This window comes from Candidatus Campbellbacteria bacterium (assembly GCA_024653945.1).
Classification (GTDB): domain Bacteria; phylum Patescibacteriota; class Minisyncoccia; order Phycocordibacterales; family EsbW-18; genus EsbW-18.
Map to the genome: position 1 here is coordinate 25,974 of JANLIT010000004.1, position 19,808 is coordinate 45,781.

17 protein-coding genes and 6 tRNA genes are annotated in these 19,808 nt (G+C 43.4%); 9 read left to right on the forward strand and 14 right to left on the reverse strand.

Features of this window, described 5'->3' with window-relative positions:
* The first annotated feature begins 474 nt into the window (after positions 1-474).
* The 4 genes from NUW02_03125 (at position 475) to NUW02_03140 (ending at position 4,518) form a co-directional block, all read left to right on the forward strand.
* On the forward strand, positions 475-1,017 hold the full coding sequence (locus NUW02_03125; protein ID MCR4275011.1) for a transposase: 543 nt from the start codon (positions 475-477) through the stop codon (positions 1,015-1,017).
* A 69-nt stretch (positions 1,018-1,086) separates the two neighbouring features.
* Positions 1,087-3,273 carry a valine--tRNA ligase gene (locus NUW02_03130; protein ID MCR4275012.1) on the forward strand — a complete coding sequence of 729 codons (2,187 nt, stop codon included), beginning with the start codon at positions 1,087-1,089 and terminating at the stop codon, positions 3,271-3,273.
* A gap of 4 nt (positions 3,274-3,277) precedes the next feature.
* On the forward strand, positions 3,278-3,973 hold the full coding sequence (locus NUW02_03135) for a PrsW family intramembrane metalloprotease (GenBank protein ID MCR4275013.1): 696 nt from the start codon (positions 3,278-3,280) through the stop codon (positions 3,971-3,973).
* An 80-nt stretch (positions 3,974-4,053) separates the two neighbouring features.
* Positions 4,054-4,518 (forward strand): Hsp20/alpha crystallin family protein, encoded by a 465-nt coding sequence (locus tag NUW02_03140; GenBank protein MCR4275014.1) that lies wholly within the window; start codon positions 4,054-4,056, stop codon positions 4,516-4,518.
* Between the two features lie 36 nt (positions 4,519-4,554).
* On the opposite strand, the gene NUW02_03145 is transcribed toward NUW02_03140, so the two are convergent.
* Together NUW02_03145 and NUW02_03150 are read right to left on the reverse strand one after the other, a co-directional pair.
* Positions 4,555-4,630, reverse strand: a tRNA-Phe gene (locus NUW02_03145).
* Positions 4,631-4,705: 75 nt separating this feature from the next.
* A complete protein-coding gene (locus tag NUW02_03150) occupies positions 4,706-4,954 on the reverse strand; it encodes a hypothetical protein (protein MCR4275015.1) in 249 nt (82 codons plus the stop codon).
* Positions 4,955-5,006: 52 nt separating this feature from the next.
* On the opposite strand from NUW02_03150, the gene NUW02_03155 reads away from it, so the two are divergent.
* Positions 5,007-5,078: transfer RNA gene (locus tag NUW02_03155), tRNA-Arg, on the forward strand.
* On the opposite strand, the gene NUW02_03160 is transcribed toward NUW02_03155, so the two are convergent.
* The 8 genes from NUW02_03160 to rpmG all read right to left on the reverse strand — a co-directional run bounded on the left by NUW02_03160 (position 5,060) and on the right by rpmG (position 11,775).
* Positions 5,060-5,614, reverse strand: coding sequence for a methyltransferase domain-containing protein (locus tag NUW02_03160; GenBank protein ID MCR4275016.1), 555 nt, complete (start codon positions 5,612-5,614; stop codon positions 5,060-5,062). The two genes, NUW02_03155 and NUW02_03160, sit on opposite strands and share 19 nt — an antisense overlap.
* 230 nt (positions 5,615-5,844) lie before the next feature.
* Positions 5,845-5,915 (reverse strand) — tRNA-Gly (locus NUW02_03165).
* A 150-nt stretch (positions 5,916-6,065) separates the two neighbouring features.
* Positions 6,066-6,437 (reverse strand): hypothetical protein, encoded by a 372-nt coding sequence (locus tag NUW02_03170; protein ID MCR4275017.1) that lies wholly within the window; start codon positions 6,435-6,437, stop codon positions 6,066-6,068.
* A 176-nt stretch (positions 6,438-6,613) separates the two neighbouring features.
* Positions 6,614-8,401, reverse strand: a complete 1,788-nt coding sequence (gene lepA, locus NUW02_03175; protein ID MCR4275018.1) for a translation elongation factor 4 — start codon at positions 8,399-8,401, stop codon at positions 6,614-6,616.
* Between the two features lie 43 nt (positions 8,402-8,444).
* Positions 8,445-10,121 carry a murein biosynthesis integral membrane protein MurJ gene (gene murJ, locus NUW02_03180; GenBank protein ID MCR4275019.1) on the reverse strand — a complete coding sequence of 559 codons (1,677 nt, stop codon included), beginning with the start codon at positions 10,119-10,121 and terminating at the stop codon, positions 8,445-8,447.
* 629 nt (positions 10,122-10,750) lie between these two features.
* Entirely contained in the window at positions 10,751-11,200 is a 450-nt protein-coding gene (locus tag NUW02_03185; protein MCR4275020.1) for a DUF192 domain-containing protein, read from the reverse strand.
* Positions 11,201-11,389: 189 nt separating this feature from the next.
* Positions 11,390-11,460: transfer RNA gene (locus tag NUW02_03190), tRNA-Trp, on the reverse strand.
* A 147-nt stretch (positions 11,461-11,607) separates the two neighbouring features.
* Positions 11,608-11,775 carry a 50S ribosomal protein L33 gene (gene rpmG / locus NUW02_03195; protein ID MCR4275021.1) on the reverse strand — a complete coding sequence of 56 codons (168 nt, stop codon included), beginning with the start codon at positions 11,773-11,775 and terminating at the stop codon, positions 11,608-11,610.
* Positions 11,776-11,851: 76 nt separating this feature from the next.
* Here rpmG and NUW02_03200 point away from each other — a divergent pair, with 76 nt between their 5' ends.
* A complete protein-coding gene (locus NUW02_03200; protein ID MCR4275022.1) occupies positions 11,852-12,607 on the forward strand; it encodes a GGDEF domain-containing protein in 756 nt (251 codons plus the stop codon).
* Positions 12,608-12,793: 186 nt separating this feature from the next.
* Here NUW02_03200 and NUW02_03205 read toward each other — a convergent pair.
* The 4 genes from NUW02_03205 to NUW02_03220 form a co-directional block, all read right to left on the reverse strand.
* A tRNA-Tyr gene (locus NUW02_03205) sits at positions 12,794-12,876 on the reverse strand.
* A 41-nt stretch (positions 12,877-12,917) separates the two neighbouring features.
* The gene (locus tag NUW02_03210; GenBank protein ID MCR4275023.1) at positions 12,918-15,635 is read right to left on the reverse strand and encodes an AAA family ATPase; all 2,718 of its coding nucleotides are present in this window, start codon (positions 15,633-15,635) and stop codon (positions 12,918-12,920) included.
* Positions 15,636-15,708: 73 nt separating this feature from the next.
* Positions 15,709-16,476: a hypothetical protein gene (locus NUW02_03215; protein MCR4275024.1), complete on the reverse strand. Its 768-nt coding sequence runs from the start codon at positions 16,474-16,476 to the stop codon at positions 15,709-15,711.
* A gap of 88 nt (positions 16,477-16,564) precedes the next feature.
* Positions 16,565-17,746, reverse strand: coding sequence for a cysteine desulfurase (locus NUW02_03220; GenBank protein ID MCR4275025.1), 1,182 nt, complete (start codon positions 17,744-17,746; stop codon positions 16,565-16,567).
* 109 nt (positions 17,747-17,855) lie between these two features.
* Here NUW02_03220 and infB point away from each other — a divergent pair, with 109 nt between their 5' ends.
* From infB to NUW02_03235, 3 genes are all read left to right on the forward strand, one after another.
* Positions 17,856-19,370 carry a translation initiation factor IF-2 gene (gene infB / locus NUW02_03225; protein MCR4275026.1) on the forward strand — a complete coding sequence of 505 codons (1,515 nt, stop codon included), beginning with the start codon at positions 17,856-17,858 and terminating at the stop codon, positions 19,368-19,370.
* Positions 19,371-19,373: 3 nt separating this feature from the next.
* Positions 19,374-19,706, forward strand: a complete 333-nt coding sequence (locus NUW02_03230; GenBank protein MCR4275027.1) for a hypothetical protein — start codon at positions 19,374-19,376, stop codon at positions 19,704-19,706.
* Between the two features lie 7 nt (positions 19,707-19,713).
* Positions 19,714-19,789, forward strand: a tRNA-Cys gene (locus NUW02_03235).
* The last annotated feature ends 19 nt before the right edge of the window (positions 19,790-19,808 follow it).

The following is a 19,808-nucleotide window of genomic DNA, read 5'->3' on the forward strand; positions in this document are numbered from 1 at the left end:
GACTTTCCTGTTCATTGACAAAATTCTTTTTACTCATTTTGATAATTTTCTTTTTTCTCACCCCATCCTTTTCAACACAACAAAAAGAGTTCAATCCCCCACCCCACCAAGATTAATATCTCCCAAAGGTTAAACCTTCGCAAAGGTTTAACCTTTGGGTACCATACATATCCATAAAGGACATTATAAAAGACATTTAAATATGGATGCGATGTTTATATTTTTATAAAGGACATAAAGGACATTATCTCGCCCCACCTTCCACCACCAAAGGTTAAACCTTTGGGCGTTGCGTCCTTTATAAAAATTTCATCCCTGTGGTGTAAATTACCGAACGAAGGTTTAACCTTCGTAAATCTTATGGGAAGAAAAGTGGCACTTGCTCTGGGTGAGTTTTACCATCTCTATAACCGGGGCGTCGAAAAAAGAATAGTTTTCACTAATAAATATGACTATGATCGTTTTTTGTCCCTGATGTATCTATGCAATACCACAAAATACGTAGATGCTCGAGAGCAAGGAGGTACGCTTCAAAAAGCCTACAGAACAAGGGGTGGCAATCGAATAGTTGATATCTGTACGTATTGCCTTATGCCAAACCATTTTCACATTCTCATAAAGGAAATGGCCGAGGGTGGTGCCAGTAAATTTATGCAAAAACTAACCACAGGATACACAATGTACTTCAATAAACGATATAAACACACCGGGGCACTTTTTCAAGGAACATACAAATCATCACACGCAAATACCGACCAATATCTTTCCTACCTTATTGCGTATATTCATCTCAATCCTGTCAAAATTATTGAACCGAACTGGAAAAAAGACGGCATCCTGAATTTACAAAGAGCTGAAATGTACCTAAAAGAATACCCGCACTCAAGTTATCTCGACTATCTCGGCAAAACACGCGTTCATAATTGCATCATAAATAAGAGTGCTTTGCCTGAGTACTGTAGTACTCCACAAGATTTTATGGAAAGTGTTAAAACTTGGCTCTCCCCGAAGGTTTAACCTTCGCGAAGGTTAAACCTTCGGGAAACGGCTCTTTCAGCTTTATCTTTCTGTTGCTAGAATGGTCGTATGACTCCTGACAAATTCCTCAAACCATATAATCCAGTACAAACAGAAAAAGACACATACACACGATGGGAAGAGAGCGGTTATTTCAATCCTGATGTGTGTGTACAAAAGGGGGTTACCTCGGCCGACGCCCCGCCATTTTGTATCGTCCTTCCCCCACCAAATGTGACGGGTACACTCCATCTTGGCCACGCACTTGAAGACTCACTACAAGATGCAATGATTCGCTTTGCCCGTATGCGTGGCAAAAAAACTCTCTGGGTGCCCGGAACTGACCATGCGGCAATCGCCACACAAACGAGAGTTGAAAAAATTCTTGAAAAAGAGGGGGTCCGTCGTAGTGACTTGGGCCGTGAAAAATTCCTAAAACGAGTAAATGCCTTCGCACAAAATTCACACGATACGATTGTGTCACAAGTACGCGCAACAGGCGCGTCACTTGATTGGTCGCGTGAAGCATTCACCCTCGATGAAAAACGTTCGTTCGCCGTGCGTACCACATTCAAGCGAATGTATGATGAAGGGCTCATCTACCAGGGCAAGAAAATTGTTAACTGGGACCCGAAGGGTCAGACGGTTATTTCGGATGATGAAATTGAGTATGTGGAAGAAAAAACAAAATTGTATTATTTCAAGTATGGCCCATTTGAAATCAGCACCGCACGACCAGAAACGAAATTCGGTGACAAATATGTCGTCATGCATCCAGCGGACACACGATACGCGGGATACACACATGGGCAGAAAATTGAACTTGAGTGGATTAACGGGCCAATCACTGCAACCGTCGTTAAGGACGAAAGTATTGATATGGAATTCGGTACTGGGGTGATGACTATTACACCGTGGCACAGTATGGTTGACTTTGATATGGCAGTACGCCACGGCCTCGACTACGAACAGATTATTGACTCACACGGACGTCTGCTCCCTATTGCACAAGAATTTGCGGGAATGAAAATTACCGACGCGCGAGAAAAAATTGTTGAAAAACTACAACAAAAAGGTCTTGTTACCCGCGTCGAAGAAAACTATGTACACAATATTGCTACCGCACAACGCTCTGGCGGAAAAATCGAACCGCAGATAATGAAACAATGGTTCGTGAACGTAACCAAAGAATTTGTTCTTCCCCACTCGACCATCCCAAGCATCACTTCAGGAGCAACGACCACCCTCAAGGAAATTATGCGTAAGGGTGTCCTGGGCGGAGCAATACACGTTCTTCCCGACCGGTTTGAAAAAATATATTTCCACTGGATAGACAACCTCCGTGATTGGTGTATCTCGCGACAAATTTGGTATGGACACCAAATACCAGTGTGGTATCGGGGAGATGAAATATATGTTGGTATTGAAGCACCCCAGGGTAACGATTGGATTCAGGATGAAGATACGCTTGATACGTGGTTTTCTTCGGCTTTGTGGCCGTTTTCTACCCTCGGATGGCCCCAAGAGACATCAGACCTACAAACATTCTTCCCAAATACAGTTATGGCCCCTGGATACGAAATACTCTTTTTCTGGGTTGCGCGAATGATTCTCATGAGTGGCTACCTACTTGGCAGTGTTCCGTTTAAGACAGTGTACCTGCACGGCATGCTCCGAGACGCGCAAGGACGTAAATTTAGTAAATCTGCAGGAAACGGGGTAGATCCTTTGGATATTATCAAATCGTACGGGGCTGACGCATTGCGCATGTCGCTCGTTGTTGGTATCGGTCCTGGTAATGACAGCAACTTTACTGAAGACAAGGTGCGCGCATATAAAAAGTTTTCAAATAAAATTTGGAACGTCACACGATTTGTCCTAGACAACACAGAGGGTGTTCCAAAGGAGCAACCGGAACTTCGCGCTGAAGACATCGCTCGTCTTGAAGAACTTTCGGCTCTTACAAAAGAAGTTACCGAAGAGTATGAACAATATCAGCTCTACCTTGCAGGAGAAAAACTCTATCATTATGTGTGGCACACACTTGCCGATGTTATTCTTGAGGAACGAAAGGATATTCTTGTTGGTATTGATGAGAAAGCAAAACGAAGTGCACAGTGGACCTTGATGCATATCCTAACCACATCACTCAAACTTCTCCACCCACTTATGCCATTCGTTACCGAGGAAATTTGGAGTTCACTTCCCCACACAGAAACTGATATGATTATGGTAGCTCCATGGCCACGTACATAATTTCATGCCGATCTTTCAATCAGTTGTCATAGCATTTTTAGGAGGATCCATCCCCGCCTTTTTTTGGCTTTGGTTTTGGCTACGTGAAGATAGAAAACACCCAGAACCTCGGCATCTTTTGGTAGCTTGTTTTTTTCTTGGTATGGCCGGCGTAGTGGTTGCAATTCCCTTGGAAAAAGCAGCCGAGCTCATTTCAACCGCTCCCCTTTTTATATTTATTGTATGGGCGCTTATTGAAGAGTCCCTCAAGTATGGTGCTGCCTACATCGGTGGCATGCACACACAAGCAGAAGATGAACCTATTGACGCAATGGTGTACTTGCTCACGGCCGCACTTGGATTTGCAGCAGCAGAAAATATGCTCTTCCTCCTCAACCCACTTATTGAAGGCGATGCGTTCGTGGGAATACTCACAGGAAACATCCGTTTTATTGGAACATCACTCTTACATGTGGTTGCTTCGTGTGTTATTGGAGGTATGGTTGCTCTTTCCTTTTACAAAAAGAAAAAAATACGCCACGAATACTTTTTGGCCGGACTTATCGGTGCTGTTGCCCTTCACACAGCATTCAACTACTTTATTGTGCAGGGTGGTGCTGGTGGTCTTTTCTATGTGTTTGCAATGCTCTGGATACTCGTCATTGGGCTCATGCTCTTGTTTGAAGACGTAAAACGTGTCCATCCACAGGGTGTGGTGTAGCAAGTTGTTCTACGGGTGGTACAATTAAGAATACTGAAAGTAACACTTTATAAAACAGTAACGTACCTCACACCTATTTCATGAAAAAACAATCATTCTTTCAACGACTCACTGGGGCTATCAATACGGATGACGATTTTCTTGACGACGAACAAGACGCAAAAGACATCGTGCGCCGTGAAAGTATTGGAACGCTTGCTGAAGACCACGAGCACGAAGCGGAGCTTGCTGTTGATGTGAGTCAAACACCAACTGAAATCATCATTAAGACCATGGTTGCTGGTGTAGGACTTGATGACTTGGATGTGTCCATCAGTCAAGAAATGGTGATTATCAAAGGTTCACGCCGTGAAGTGTATGAAGCAGATGATAGTGATTACTTTCATCGAGAATTGTATTGGGGAACATTTGCCAGAACCATTCTTCTCCCTGCGGAAGTAAAATCAGAAGATGCGATTGCAGAGATTAAAAATGGACTTCTCACTATCCGTCTACCAAAGATAGATAAGCAGAGACAAACAAAACTTCGTATCCGAACAATTTAAATCAAAAAAACCGCCTTCGGGCGGTTTTTTTGTTACTGGTGCTTGGGACCGGGCTCGAACCGGTGACCCCCGCCTCTTCAGGGCGATGCTCTACCAACTGAGCTACCCAAGCGCCACCTTCCTTTCAAGTTCCCTTGAAGGCCACAATATCATGTTTTTTTACCCTCTTCCACCTCCTTTCAGTCACCTAAAAATTAAAAAAACTTTCAATGCTACTTTGTTCCCCATCACCATTTCCTGTTAAAGATTGTATTGTATCAATGTAGGGTTGTATAAGGTAGAACGCACCAACCGAAGCACCGATAATAATTGCCCAATAGACTACACGCATAACACTTCCCACCATAATGTGTCGATACATTTTTCTAACAAGAATATTTGTTTCTTTTGCAAGTGTGGCGGTTTCTTCAAGAAGTTTTTTTTCTTCAGGTGTCATATGAGTAGTATATCGTATATAGGATTTAGTATATAGTAAGAAGTTGTATAAAGCCCCCATAGCTCAACGGATAGAGCAGTTCCGTCCTAAGGAAAAAATCCTCGTTCAATTCGGGGTGGGGGCACTTGAAGTGATTCTACGTGGCGTAGCGTGTGCTCGGATAATAAATCCCATTTTCCAATCAATAACCACACTCCAACCAGATTCTTGTAGTGTTTCGAGTGTTGGCCGATTCAGGTGACAATTATAGGCAAACGCTGACCACCGTGGTGTTGCTCTATCAGCAATATAGCGAAGACATGTGTTGGAGGGACGAATATGTTCAACCATATGCAGTACCCCACCTGGACGAAGTACTCGCTCAATCTCATTAAGAACCTTTTTTTGGTTAGAGACGGAACACAAAACAAGACTAGAGACAACGTGGTCAAAACTACCGTTAGAAAAGGGGAGGTTCTCAGCTGATATGTGTGTAATACTTACTGGTATCTTAACACCACCTGCAACCTTCACTGCTTTTTGGTACTGCTCATAGTTAGGTTCAATACCAGCGACAGAAGAGGCGTGTGTATACAGTGGTATGTTTTGCCCTGCTCCAACACCAATCTCAAGTACGTCACCAGTGAGTTCTGCAACAAGTTTTTTTCTCCAATTCAACATAATGTGCGAGTAGCGAGAACCTGCCTGCCGGCAGGCGGGTCGAACTCGGGTCTTAACCTTGGCCCTGCAATAATTTTGCGGACCTGTGCGAGTGGTGGGAATCGGTCACGAGTTACTAATTCGCTTCGCTCATAAGTACTCTCGACCCCGCCTCCCAAATTGTCACACTGTGATAATTTGGTCCGGCCTTCGATTCCCGCGCATCCATCAAAAAAATAATTTTTTGATTGTGCGAGTGGCGGGAATCGAACCCGCGTCAGATGCTTGGGAAGCATCCATTCGACCACTGAACTACACTCGCAAAATTCTTCAGGATTGCGATTTACAATACACTCGTTTCACTCGTGATTCAAGAGAATGTACTCCAAGAGTGAATCTACTGATTCACCTACTGGGTGTGTAAATCGGGAAGAATGTCACATTCTGAAACTCAAACCTGTACCCGCTTGTTCTACCACAACCACTCCCACAACCTACCCCACCACCCAACTTCCACTTCTTCTGTACTCGACGCTTCTTCATCATTGATGAGTATAATCACTTTTTCTCCAGATTTAGCAATACTATATCGTTCGCGTAACTTTGATTCAACACCCGCAACTGTTTCCATAGATTCTATTTCAGAAGAAAGAAATTCCTTGCGTTGTATAAGATCTTCATACTGTCCTTGTACACGCGCACGTGCCTCTTCTGCTTGTTCTTTTTTTTGAAAAATATCCCAGAGCTCTTTTCCACCAATAAACAGTAGCCCAAGTAATACTGCGATAGTAACGTTTGAGTAGAGTAACTTTCGAGCTCGTTGTCGTTGTCTAAAGTCTGCCATAGAGTAAATCTAGTATACCGCAAAATGCTGTGGTACAATCTTTTTTGTTATATGCTATTTCAAAAGAAAACACAAAAGGTGGTAAGGGCGATTTGGATGGTGGTCGTTATTTTGGTTATCATCAGTATGATTGCCCTCTATACACCATCCATTTTCTAATAAACCCTTACCCGACTCTACTCTTTAACCATTTTGAGGAACACATCGTGGGGAATGTTTACTTTTGCGTTTTTAAGCATTTTCTTCTTTCCTCTCTTTTGTTTTTCTAAGAGTTTCATTTTTCGCGTAATATCACCTCCATACAAATATCCAGTCACGTCTTTTCGCATGGCCTTCAAACTATCTGAGGCAACAATACGCCCCTTGGCACGCGCCTGAATCTTTGTCACAAATAATTGTCGTGGAAGAGCTGATGCAAGTTTTTCTACCGCCTTGCGGGCTTCTTCCTCGAGAGTTCTGTGTGATACAACGCGTGAAAATGCTGTTACCACTTCGTCCGCAACAAGAATATCCAGACGGACCACATCCGCGTCTTTCATTTCGGTCAATTCATATGACAGAGATGCGTAGCCCGCCGTCACACTTTTTACCGCATCAAAAAATCCACGCATTAATTCACGTAGTGGCATCGCAAGAGAAAGCGATACACGTCCATCACGAAATGTTTTTGAATCCTCCAACGAAGCCTCGTGGTCATACAGTAATTGCATGAGAGCATTCATATATGCCGATGGTGTAATGAGGTGCACAGCAACCCACGGCTCACGTATTCGTGTTGCTGTGCCATGGTCTGGAAAAAGAGCTGGAGAATAAATCATTTCTGTTTCACCATTTTTGTAGGTAACTTCATACGTAATTGATGGCGTGGTCACAATCATTGAAAGATTGGACTCTCGGCGCAATCGTTCGGTCACAATTTCAAGATGAAGCATTCCCAAAAAACCACAACGAAATCCGCGACCAAGTGTTCCTGATGCTTCCTCTTCATATGAAAGAGACGAGTCAGAAAGACGCAAACGTTCAAGTGCTTGTCGCAGTAGTGTGAAGTCATCTTGTCCTTCAGGAAAAATACTTGCCCACACAACTGGCTTTGGTTGTTGATATCCAGGGAGGGCTTCTGCTGGATCTTTTGGTTTAGTGAGTGTGTCACCAACAGATGCAATACCTGGTTTTTTAATACCCGTCACGATGTATCCAATCTCACCAGGACCGAGAGATTCCATGAGATGCTCTTGTGGTGTGAACACACCAACCTCTCCTGCGAAACATTCCTCACCCGCGGCAACAAAAGAGAGTCTGTCTTTGCCGGACACACTTCCGTTTACAATACGGGTATGCACAATAATTCCGCGATGGTTTGAATACGTAAAATCAAAAACAAGCGCTTGTAACTTTTCACCTGTTGGTTCTTTTGGTGGTGGAATACGTCGTACTATTTCTTCCAATAATTCGGCGACACCCTCTCCTGTTCGTCCTGACACTTTCATAATAGTGTTGGGGTCACAGGTAAGTATTTCAATAATTTCCAATGCAACATCCTCAATACGTGCAAGGGGTGAATCAATTTTTGAAAGCACTGGAATTATGGTAAGACCTTGTTCGCGCGCCATAGCAAGTGTGGTAAGTGTTTGTGCCTGCACTCCTTGTGTTGCGTCAACAAGTAACAGTGTTCCTTCAACGGCCTTGAGGGCGCGCGATACCTCATATGAGAAATCTATATGTCCAGGTGTGTCAATGAGGTTAAGAACGTGCTTCTCCCCCCCTGTGCTGAAATCCATGCGTACAGGGGCCATTTTGATGGTAATACCGCGCTCACGCTCCAAATCCATTGAATCAAGCACCTGCTCGCGCATTTTTCGTTTCTCTATGGTATGTGTCACCTCAAGCATGCGGTCAGCCAATGTGGACTTACCGTGATCAATGTGGGCGATAATACTAAAATTTCTAATGAGTCGTGATGGCATAGTAGGTCAATCCTACCAGAAAAACAGCGTTGTGAAAGGAGTACTACAATTCTTCTGGACTTGGTGCAATAGGTTTTGTGCGCCAGAATTTAACATGGACTGTTTGCCACATCTCTGCAAGCTCGTTATTTTTTAGACCAATGAGCACCAAAACACCCGCGGCCACTCCAACAATACCCGCACTTACTCCGTGCACAAGAACTCCAGCGAACGAATCAAGATTTATAAAAGGTTCAAGCACATGTAGGGTCATATACGCACCCGCTCCAGCGATTATTGAAGCAGCAAAACTTTGCCAAAACGTTTTATACATACTAGAAGGAAGGTGGCCACCGAAATCGTGTCTGAAAAGTAACCAGAAAGCGGTCGCATTGCACATCATGCCAACGGTATATCCAAATGAAAGCATAATAATAACAGCACCAGAAACATCGCTGATACGAAAGAGTGATTCCACAAAAAACCGTACCCCTTCAAATGAACGGTAGAGCCACACACTCCCGTACGCAGTAAGAAGTGTGAGGACCGATGTAGAAACATTAATCCAAAACGGTCGAGCCGTTTTTCCAGCAGCATAGTACCCACGAACAAAAAGTAGCACCAAACTATGTGCAACAAGTGAGACCACAAGCATTGCCATTACTGCGGCAGTTAAACGTGTTGCTGACCAATCAAATGCACCCGATCCCAACAGAAGGCGGACGATGTGTGCACGCAATACGATAAATAACACAGTTGCCGGGAGAGACCAAAAGAGAATGTGCCGAACAGCAACTAATAAATGATCTATAAAAACGTCTCGCTTCCCTTCTGAAAAAAGATTTACCAATGTCGGAAATGCCGCAACAGAATATGAAACACCAATAATGGTGAGTGGTGCAAGATTAATATTTAATGCAAATGTAAATACAGCAATGGACCCTTCAGGAAAACGCGACGCCATACCAATGAGTATCATTAATATAATTTGATCGAACGCGAGAGTCATTGTCCGTGGAATAGAAACCATAACCAATAATTTAATATCTGGCCATGAAATGGTACGTGTAAGTTTTGGCACAAGTCGCTCTTTGATAAGAGTGGGAATTTGCACACAGAGGTGGAGCACGGCGCCAAGAACGACACCGTACGTAAGTCCTTGAATTCCAAACATCGGATACAGCACCACGACACCAACAATAATACCGATGTTATACACAAGCGGAGAAATCGCGTACACAAAAAACTTTTTTGTAATTTGAGTAACGCTCGCCACAATGTTAGAAAGACCAAGAAATATTGGAGAAAGAAGAAGAATTCGTGTCAGCATAACCAATGTGTCGTGTTGTTCTGGTGAAAATCCTGGATACAGAAAATCTGAAAGAGCTGGAATGAAAAACCACAGAACAGCACTCACGCCAACCATGAAGAATGTGAATACGGTTGTTATCTCAGAAAGAAAACGGCGAGCATCCTCCCTATCATCTATTTTTTTTGCAAGAAACGGAATAAGAACGAATAGAGACACAAATGACGCGATGGACGCAAACACCACGTCTGGAATTCGAAAGGCGGCATAGTACACATCTAGAGTCGCGCTCGCTCCAAAGGCATGGGCCAGCAACCTATCTCGAATAAGCCCCAGAACTTGTGATGCAAGCGAGAAAATGGCAATAGTATATGCCGCCTGGTGAAGACCCTCTATTTTTGTTGAAAAAAGTGCAAAAAACCTTTGTATCATACTGATTTATGTTCGTCACAAATGATACCAGGTTACAGGATAAGAGTCATTGTATAAGTTGTTTATGGCACTTGCTTTTGTATAAAACCACACGTATACTTCTGAAGCTTGTACAGGGCAATCGCGCCTGTGTTCTTTCACAGAGTGAGGAAAGTCCGAACATGTGCCAATTTTGCCTACCGAAGGTAGTTGTAACAATTGAGCATCCCGCCGAAACACTTTAGTGTGAAGGCGGGGCCCTATAACTTTTTGAAGTTACAATGGGACGCTTGAACGTGCAAACATCTTCGGTGGGTGAAATTAGCAGGACGGTAGTGGGTAACGCCCACCATACGCAAGTATAGAGGTACGAGCAGTGACGGTTTGTGTGGCAACGCACAAACAATCCCTTGTGGATTATTTCGGTGGCAACATCGAAGTGAAACGGCAAAATCCTTACCTACATGCAAGGTCGTGCCATATTTTTGTTTTACAAAAACATGGAGAACCGCAAAGACATCGTGTGTAAATACGATGCAAGATAAATGATTGTCACCAAGCGCTCGCAAGAGAGTGCTGGTACAGAATTCGGCTTACACGTACAAGTACTATCATAAAAACCCGCTTCACGCGGGTTTTTGTGTTTCTTGTTATTTAAATACCACCTCAAGTTGTGTTCCCTTCTCGATATGTAGTTCGTTTGATACGCCAGCATTTACTTCGAGTACATACAGGGCTTTTTCGTTTGGTATAAAGACACTTGGATAGGTTTCTGGTGACACATTTTGTTCAAGGTGCACAACGGTGAAGTTGTTATCTAACCAAATGATATCAAGCGAAAAAAACATATCCTTCATCCAAAAACCATATACATCAGAAGTGTCAAAAACAAAAAGCATTCCTGTATTTGGCAACAGTGATTTTCGACCACTAAGACCTTGCGTTCTTAATTCTGGTGTATCAACCACTTCAAATGCTAGTGTTTTATCGTCAATCGACACCGTTGCTATCTTCGGTGAATCTTGTGGTATACGTACAAAAAAAGCGAGAGCAATTGCCCCCATACATATACCAGCAAAAATCAACAAAACAGTTTTCATATTGCGGGCTTCGCCACGCCGAAGGTTTGCTACTGCGAACCGAAGGCGGGCCCACGAGGAATCGGTCACGAATCACTAAGTATTTTTGTTTCCTACGGAACCAAAAATTCTAAGTGTTCTCGACCCCGCCTCAGCATATCTGCTTCCGGCTTTCGATTCCTCATATTAAATTACATTTTAATTATAATGCGGGCCCACGAGGAATCGAACCTCGATCACCGGTTTTGGAGACCGGAGTTTTACCACTAAACTATAGGCCCGAAATGAGGAACAGAGAGAAGCTTGCTTACTCTTTGTCTCCGAATGAGGGCCTATATCGAGTAAGCGAAAATATAGGCCCCTATTTAGGCATTGTACCAGTTTTACTTCCCCTATGAAAACAGCCCCTGCTGGGCTGTTTTGCTTCTTTATTTCTTTACTTGTTTATACGCAACATGCTCCCGCAGTGTTGGGTCAAATTTCTTAAATTCAAGGCGCTCTTTATTTTGAGCCCCCTTACTCTTTTTGTTGCGACGGGTCCAATACATGTGGTCGGACTTGGTCGATTTCATTTTTACGAGTGCGTCTTGTGACATAGTGGAGATATACTAGCACGGGAATTAGTCACGCGCAAACATGACTTTTTGGTACCCAGTGCGATATACTAACCTTATGTCCGAGGAAAAAACCACTGAAAAAAAGATTTCCGTGCAAGATTTGCACCAAGCTGTGTCGTATATTAAAACACTCATTTTAGATGAGGAGCACTTACTTGATGATACCGAGCATCTTAAAAAGATTCTTTCACAAGCATCTGTTGGTTTTGACGCAGAAAAAGATCATGACGTGATTGAAAAACTTCACTCCCAGCTCCACTACCTACGCACAATGGTGTACAAAGACGAGTTGACAGGAATTCTCAACAGACGCGGTATTCATGAAGAATTTACCTCATTCTTTGAAGAGGCAAAATTTAGTGAAGAAAATAAGGGTAAAAGAACGGGAGTCACCATTCACGACTTCTCTATTCTTTTTATTGATTTGGATAATTTCAAAAATATTAATGACACATTGGGACATGATGCGGGAGATGAAATACTAAAAAAAATTGGCTCTATACTCAAAGCCGATATGCGTGACACTGATGCAGTTGGTCGTTTTGGAGGTGAAGAGTTTGTTGTTGCCATGCTCGGTACAACAGAGGATGATGCCTATATAAAAGCTGAAAAAATAAGAGCGCACATTGAGGGAACACTTTGTCTTGAGCCTTCTGCGTGTGTAACTGCAAGTATTGGCGTCGCTTCACTCCACACCACAAAAGCAGAAACACTGGAGCGGTTGATAACCTTTGCCGACCAAGCTATGTACGAAGCAAAAACAAAAAGAAGTAAAAATAATGTCGTAAAATATAGTGAGTTGAAGAAATAAGAAGCTGGGGAGGACCGCGAGTACGCTTTTCTCCCTCGACTAAACTTTTGCCGTCGCAAAAGTTTGTCTGGGCACCACCTCACGAAATTTTCTACTGAAAATTTCGCTCCGGTGTTCGAATCCTCCTCTTCCAACAGCGTCAGAATGAAAAATACACCAGGCATTGCTGGTGTATTTTTCATTCTGTGCGCCGGGGAGGATTCGAACCTCCGTAGCCCGAAGGCGCTAGATTTACAGTCTAGTGCGATTGACCGCTCCGCCACCGACGCATCGAGGTATACGTTACAACAAAAAAACAGTAAACGCAAAATTATGCGTGGGCTATTTCTTTATCCTTTCTTGAAATCCGTGACTTGGTAGATTTACTTGTACCTTTTTTAGTAAGAGAGAAGACAATATCCATTTCTCCATTTTCTTGTTTTTGTGCATCTACAAGAACGGCTCCACCTTGGAAAATACCCTGAGACACCATGAGCTGTGCCACGCGTGTCAAAATCTTGTCTTGAATCAAGCGCTTGAGTGGTCGTGCACCATATGTTGGGTTATATCCCTTTTCTGCCAAAAACGCCACCGCCTCAGGAGAAACTTCAAGGGTAATTTCTTTTTCAGCCAAACGTTTCTTCACAATTTCCAATTGAATAGAAACAATGTTACCAATCGCCTCTTTTGAAAGCACGTTAAACACAACCATTTCATCCAAACGGTTCAAAAATTCTGGACGAAACTGGTCACGAAGCGCTTCCATAACTTTGTCACGAATATTTTTACTTGATTGTTCCTCTTCATCACTCGATGCAAATCCGATGCCATGCATACGGTCAAGATACTGTGCACCGACGTTGGATGTCATAATAAGAATTGCATTTTTGAAGTTCACCGTGCGCCCCTTTGCGTCAGTGAGTCGTCCATCATCAAGAACCTGCAAAAGAATATTGAATACTTCTGGATGTGCTTTCTCAATCTCATCAAACAAGATCACACTGTACGGTCGATGACGAATGAGTTCCGTGAGTGCGCCCCCCTCTTCATGACCAACATATCCTGGAGGCGCACCAATGACTTTTGAAACAGAGTGTTTCTCCATAAACTCGGACATGTCAACACGAATGAGTGCCTTCTCATCATCAAACATAAATTCCGCAAGCGTCTTTGCCAATTCAGTTTTTCCAACACCTGTAGGACCCAAGAATATGAATGAACCAATTGGTCGGTTGGGGTCTGCGATACCAGCACGTGAACGCTTTACTGCATTTGATACTTTTTCAACGGCTTCGTCTTGACCGACAACGCGTCGACGAAGCTCGTCTTCCATGCGAGACAGTTTCTGTGCCTCACCTTCTAACATTCGTGACACAGGAATACCTGTCCATCGTGACACAATTTCTGCAATGTCTGGCTCTGTCACATCCTCTTTGAGAATACGTCGTGATTTTTGAAGTCGTTTCAAACGAGCAGTTCGTGTTTCAAGCTCCTTCTCAAGTGTTGGGATGTTTCCATAACGAATTTCTGCGGCACGAGCCAAATCGGCAGTTGCTTCGGCGGCCTCTGCATCAAGACGAGCACGCTCCATTTGTTTTTTAATTTCCTTAATTTCAGTGATTGTTTCTTTTTCATTTTTCCACTTGAGTTCTATTTCTTCAATAGTTTCCTTAAGGTCCGCAATTTCTTTATCAATCACCTTCACTCGCCCCTTCACCTTTGCAGATTTTTCACCAACTCCAGACGCCTCGCCTTTGAGTGCTTCCTTTTCAATCTCCAACATCATTATTTTTCTGTGTGTCTCCTCCAAAATTGGTGGTTTGTTTTCAAGTGAAATACGTAATGCGGATGATGCCTCATCTATGAGGTCAACAGCTTTATCAGGCAAAAAACGGTCAGAAATGTACCGACTTGAAAGACCCACTGCAGCAATAATGGCATCGTCAGTAATTTTTACTCCGTGGAATAATTCATACTTTTCTTTTAATCCACGCAAAATAGCAACTGCATCTTCTACAGATGGTTCATTAATAAATACTGGTTGAAAACGTCGTGTTAATGCGGGATCTTTTTCAATGTGACGTTGATATTCCTTAAAAGTTGTGGCGCCAATCGCTCGTAAATCACCGCGCGCAAGCGCCGGCTTTAACATGTTTGAGACGTCAAGCGAACCCTCTGCAGCTCCAGCACCAACAATGGTATGAATTTCGTCAATAAAGAGAACAATATTTCCGTTTGAATTTTCAATATCTTTTACGATTGCTTTGAGACGTTCTTCAAACTCTCCACGATATTTTGTTCCTGCAATAAGAGAACCGAGGTCAAGAGACACTAGATCCTTTCCCTTTAACGACTCTGGAATGTCTCCAGACGCAATTCGTTGTGCAAGTCCCTCAACAACCGCGGTTTTTCCTACTCCAGCTTCACCGATTAAAATTGGATTGTTTTTTGTACGACGAGATAAAATCTGAATAATTCGCTGAATCTCCTTATCGCGCCCAATCACGGGGTCAAGTTTATTTTCTTTTGCGAGTACGGTGAGACTTCGTGTGTATCGAGCAATCGCACGTGGTTTTTTGGGTCCGCCCTCTGCTGTTTCGGGGTTCTCACGAAGTTCTTTAAGTACGTGGAGAACTGCCTCACGAGATACTTTAAATTGTTTTAAGATTTCTTTTGACTCACCCGGACTATCAATAGCACTGATAAAAAGGTGTTCGGTAGAAACAAATTTATCTGAAAGAGATGCTGCTATTTTTAAAGAGTGCTCAAGGGCCTTCGCAAGTTCTGGAGTCAAATACATTTGGTATGCAGGTGATACTGTCTGATTGCTATCAGTTGGCTCAAGGGAATCAAGAAGTGCGTCGGTCAACGCTATCGTATCAACTTCAAGTTTGTCCAAAATTGAAGCAACCATGCTTTCTTCCTGAAGAATGAGTGAAGCGAGCAAGTGCAAAACCCCTACATTACTTTGTCCACGTTCAATGGCAAGCTCGTGGGCACGCTTAATTGCCTCCTTTGCTTTTGTTGTAAATTTTTGAAACGGGGGCATAGATTTCAGTATAATAACCTATATTTACGATATAGTCAATCCCACCCTAAACCAAGCACGCGACTCTTTTTACTTACAGAGACGTTGAGAATATCGTTCTAAAGAGCCCTAATTCAGTTGGATGCACAATACCCACAATCTCGCCCCTATTGGTCATTAGAGGCGTTCCTAGGGCCATTCCTGCCGTATCAATAGTTGTCTTAATAAGCCCCATACCTGTCTGGTTTTCTGGAGTAGGAAGCGTGATGTTTGTAACAACGCCTGGAGAAATTGTAAACGATTCATTTCCGCTCAACGCAACGATGGTTTGTCCGAGTCTTAAATCAACAATAGACGCGTGTGGTGCTGGTTTGAATACAAGCACCTCACCTTCTTGTGCTGGATCAATAGTAAACGTGCTGATGCCGTCGGTACTGGTCCCCGCAATCACCTTTGTTGATACACCGTCATCACGCATGGCAAGGTAGGTTTCTTTCGATTTGAATGATGCCGAACTGGACAGCATGGTTCCTACCTCATCTGTGACAATACCAAAAGCTACAAAAGTATTTTTCGTACGACCAATTTCATACAAACGAACAATGCTTGGACGAATGGTTTCAATGGCTTGCGCAATAAGTTCATTTTCCTGAACAACAACCGTTTTTGTAATAACTTCTTTTTCTCCCGGTATAAATGTTTCAATTGGTTTTTCAATAATTCTATCAATAACGCGCATCACATCAACTGGAGCTTTTTCAATAAGTGATACCGTTGCAATACCCGTAGCGATTGATGTCACAAAAGACACCAATAGTGTTAAAAGAATTATTTGCATTTTGCTGAGTGTTTCGATATCCATATAGAGTAGAAGTTGGAAGTTAGATGTTGGAAGAAAAATATATTTGATACTCCTAGTATAAATGATAACTGTTGTGCCGACAAGAATGCTATGCGAGCACGTCCACAAGAACACTTATCACATACTCAATATCTTCACGTACTGATTCCTTGCCAAATGAAATACGTAGTACGTTATTTTTTCTCTCTGGGTCAAGTGCCGCAATAACATATGAACCCTCACCTCCTCCAGACAAACAGGCACTTTTGGCTGATGCGGCAATACCGTGCATTGAGAGTTGCGTCACCAAAAACTCAGCTTCAATGTTGGGGAAAGAAACGCTAATATTGTTTGCAACACGATTTGTTAGGCTTCCGTGAATGCGCGCATCTGGAAACCGGGCGTGTAATTGTTCAATAGAATAGTCACGTAGCACCGTAATCCGAGCAACGGTCTCGTCCCGTTCCTGCTCACAAAGTTCAAACGCTTTTGCAAAACCAACAATTGCTGGAACGTTGGGGGTACCACCTTCATCTTTTTGAATTTTATGAATCGTCCCGCACATACCCACGTACGGCGTTCCATGCTTTATCACAAGCGCTCCAATACCTTTTGGTCCATACATTTTGTGCGCATCAAGCGTCATCATATCCGCACCAATGTTTGGCAATACCACTGGAAGCCATAGTGGCGCCTGACTCGCGTCGGTGTGTAACACAATCTGGTTTTTTCTTCCCTTGTTTATATCTTTCAATCGCTCTGCAAGTTGCGCAATTGGTTGAATTGTTCCAATTTCATTGTTCACCAACATATTCGAAATAAAAACCGTTGTATCCTTAATAAGTGCGAGTGTTCTATCAACATCAAGAATGCCGTCAGTAGTAACTGGTGCATAGGAAACAGACACACCGCGACGTGAAAGTAACTCTGCACACGAACGAACGGAGGAATGTTCGATGCTCCCCACGATGCAATGCATGTCAGACAAAAGCATACCCTTGTCTTGTAGTGCGTTCAGTACTCCCATGATAGCCCTCATATTTCCATCACTTCCACTATGCGTAAAACGAACTTCATCTGCAGTAACTCCCACATACGTTGCTATGCGGGAACGTGCATCTTCAACGACACGTCGCGCTTCCATACCAAACGCGTGTGGAGAGCGCGGATTCGCGAATACATCGGTCTCATACAAATGCATGACTTCCGCCACACGCGGGTCAAGTGGAGTTGTCGCCGCATAATCAAGATACACACGAGGTCGAGTTGTTTTTGGGCGCATGTTGGACATACTCATATCTCTCATACTACGCCGATGATGCTCACACGGCATCCTTTCATACTCTACAAAAACATTGTATAATACACGCACCGCGTCGAAAGACGCTTTTTCTATCCTTATGACTGCCCTGCGTAACAAAAGCATAGAACGACCCCCTATTGTCGTTGTCCTCGGGCACGTTGATCATGGTAAATCGAGTCTTTTGGACTATGTTCGAAAAACAAACATCGTTGCCACAGAGGCAGGAGGTATCACACAGCACACAGCTGCGTACGAAGTAGTGCACAAAGACAAAACCGGTGCACTGAAAAAAATCACCTTCATTGACACTCCAGGACACGAGGCGTTTAAGGCCCAGCGCCAACGAGGTGCTTCCGTTGCTGACATTGCCATTCTCGTTGTTTCTGCAGAAGATGGTGTTAAAGCGCAAACAAAAGAAGCCGTGCAAGCAATTGAAGATGCGGATATACCATACATTGTGGCCATCAACAAAATTGACGCCCCAAATGCAAATGTGGAGCGAACTGTCGCCAATCTTATTGAAAATAGTATTTTCGTGGAAGGTCACGGTGGCTCTACTCCCTACATTCCTATTAGTGCAAAAAAAGGAACTGGTATTGATGAGTTGCTTGAAATGATTTTACTTGTTGCGTCTCTTGAAGAACTGCACGCAGAACCAGATGTGTCTGCAACAGGTATCATTATTGAAGCACACCGTGATGCACAGAAAGGAATTTCTGCCACGTTCATCATTACCAATGGAACTCTTTCCAAGGGCTCAGCCGTTTCTGCTGGAAAAAGTTGTTCACCGGTGCGTGCTTTGTACGATTTTAAAGGCGAACACATTGAAACAGCAAGTGTGTGTGCTCCAGTAACTATTATTGGATGGAATGAACTTCCAGAAGTGGGATCTGAAGTACACACGTTTGATAAAAAGAAAGATGCGGAAGCGTTCTGTGCTGAAACTGTTGAGACACACATAGACACACCTGTGGCTACAGCCATTTCCCCAGATGACACATCAGAACACGCGCTTGTTCCTATTGTTATAAAAGCAGATGTGTCTGGCTCACTTGATGCCATCGCACATGAAATTGCAAAAATTCAGGAAGAAAAAGTTGACCTCAAAATTATTCTTACGGGAGTTGGTCCAATATCTGAGAATGACGTGAAGCGTGCTGGTGGTGATGTGCGAACAGTGATTATTGGTTTTAATACAAGTGTGGAAACCGAGGCGCGCCTTAGTGCTGAGCGTGTTGGTATGACCGTGCACACTGAAACTATTATTTACAAACTCACCGAATGGTTGGCCGCACTGGTGGCACAGCGAAAGCCAAAAGAAACCGTGCAAGAGGTCTGTGGTCAAGCGCGCGTACTCAAACTTTTTAGTGTGGTTAAAACAAAACAAGTCCTTGGTGCACGTGTTGATGAGGGGGCGTTCCATGTTGGTGATACGGTGACCATCGTGCGACGCGAAGAAGAAATTGGACATGGACGTATTGTTGGTTTACAAAAAGATAGAGATCAAGTAAAACAAGTTCCCACTGGAACAGAGTTTGGAGGACGAGTTGATTCTCCTACCACTATTGCAACTGGGGACACACTTATTTCGTACACGTCAGTAACACGATAATCTATGTCACGTCGAGAACAAAAAGAAGAATTGTTTGCACACATTGCCGCTGATTTCGTGAATCTTGAATCAAACCGACAGTCGTTGGTAACGGTCACACGCGCAGTGTTATCTTCTGATGAAAAACGTTTAAGTATTTTTATCAGTGTGCTTCCTGATTCCTATGAAGACACTGCGTTGGATTTTTTGAAACGAAAAAGAAAAGAGTTTCGTGCATTTGCACAAAAACGTGCACGAACACGCATCCTTCCCTTCTTCGATTTTGAAATCGATTACGGAGAAAAGAATCGCATCGAACTTGAGGCATTGTCAGATGACAATAAACCTTTAGAATAGGTGAAGTGGCACGGTGGCGAAGTGGTAACGCGACGGTCTGCAAAACCGTTATTGCGCGGGTTCAATTCCCGCCCGTGCCTCCAGGAGGATTTGTTGTGTTGG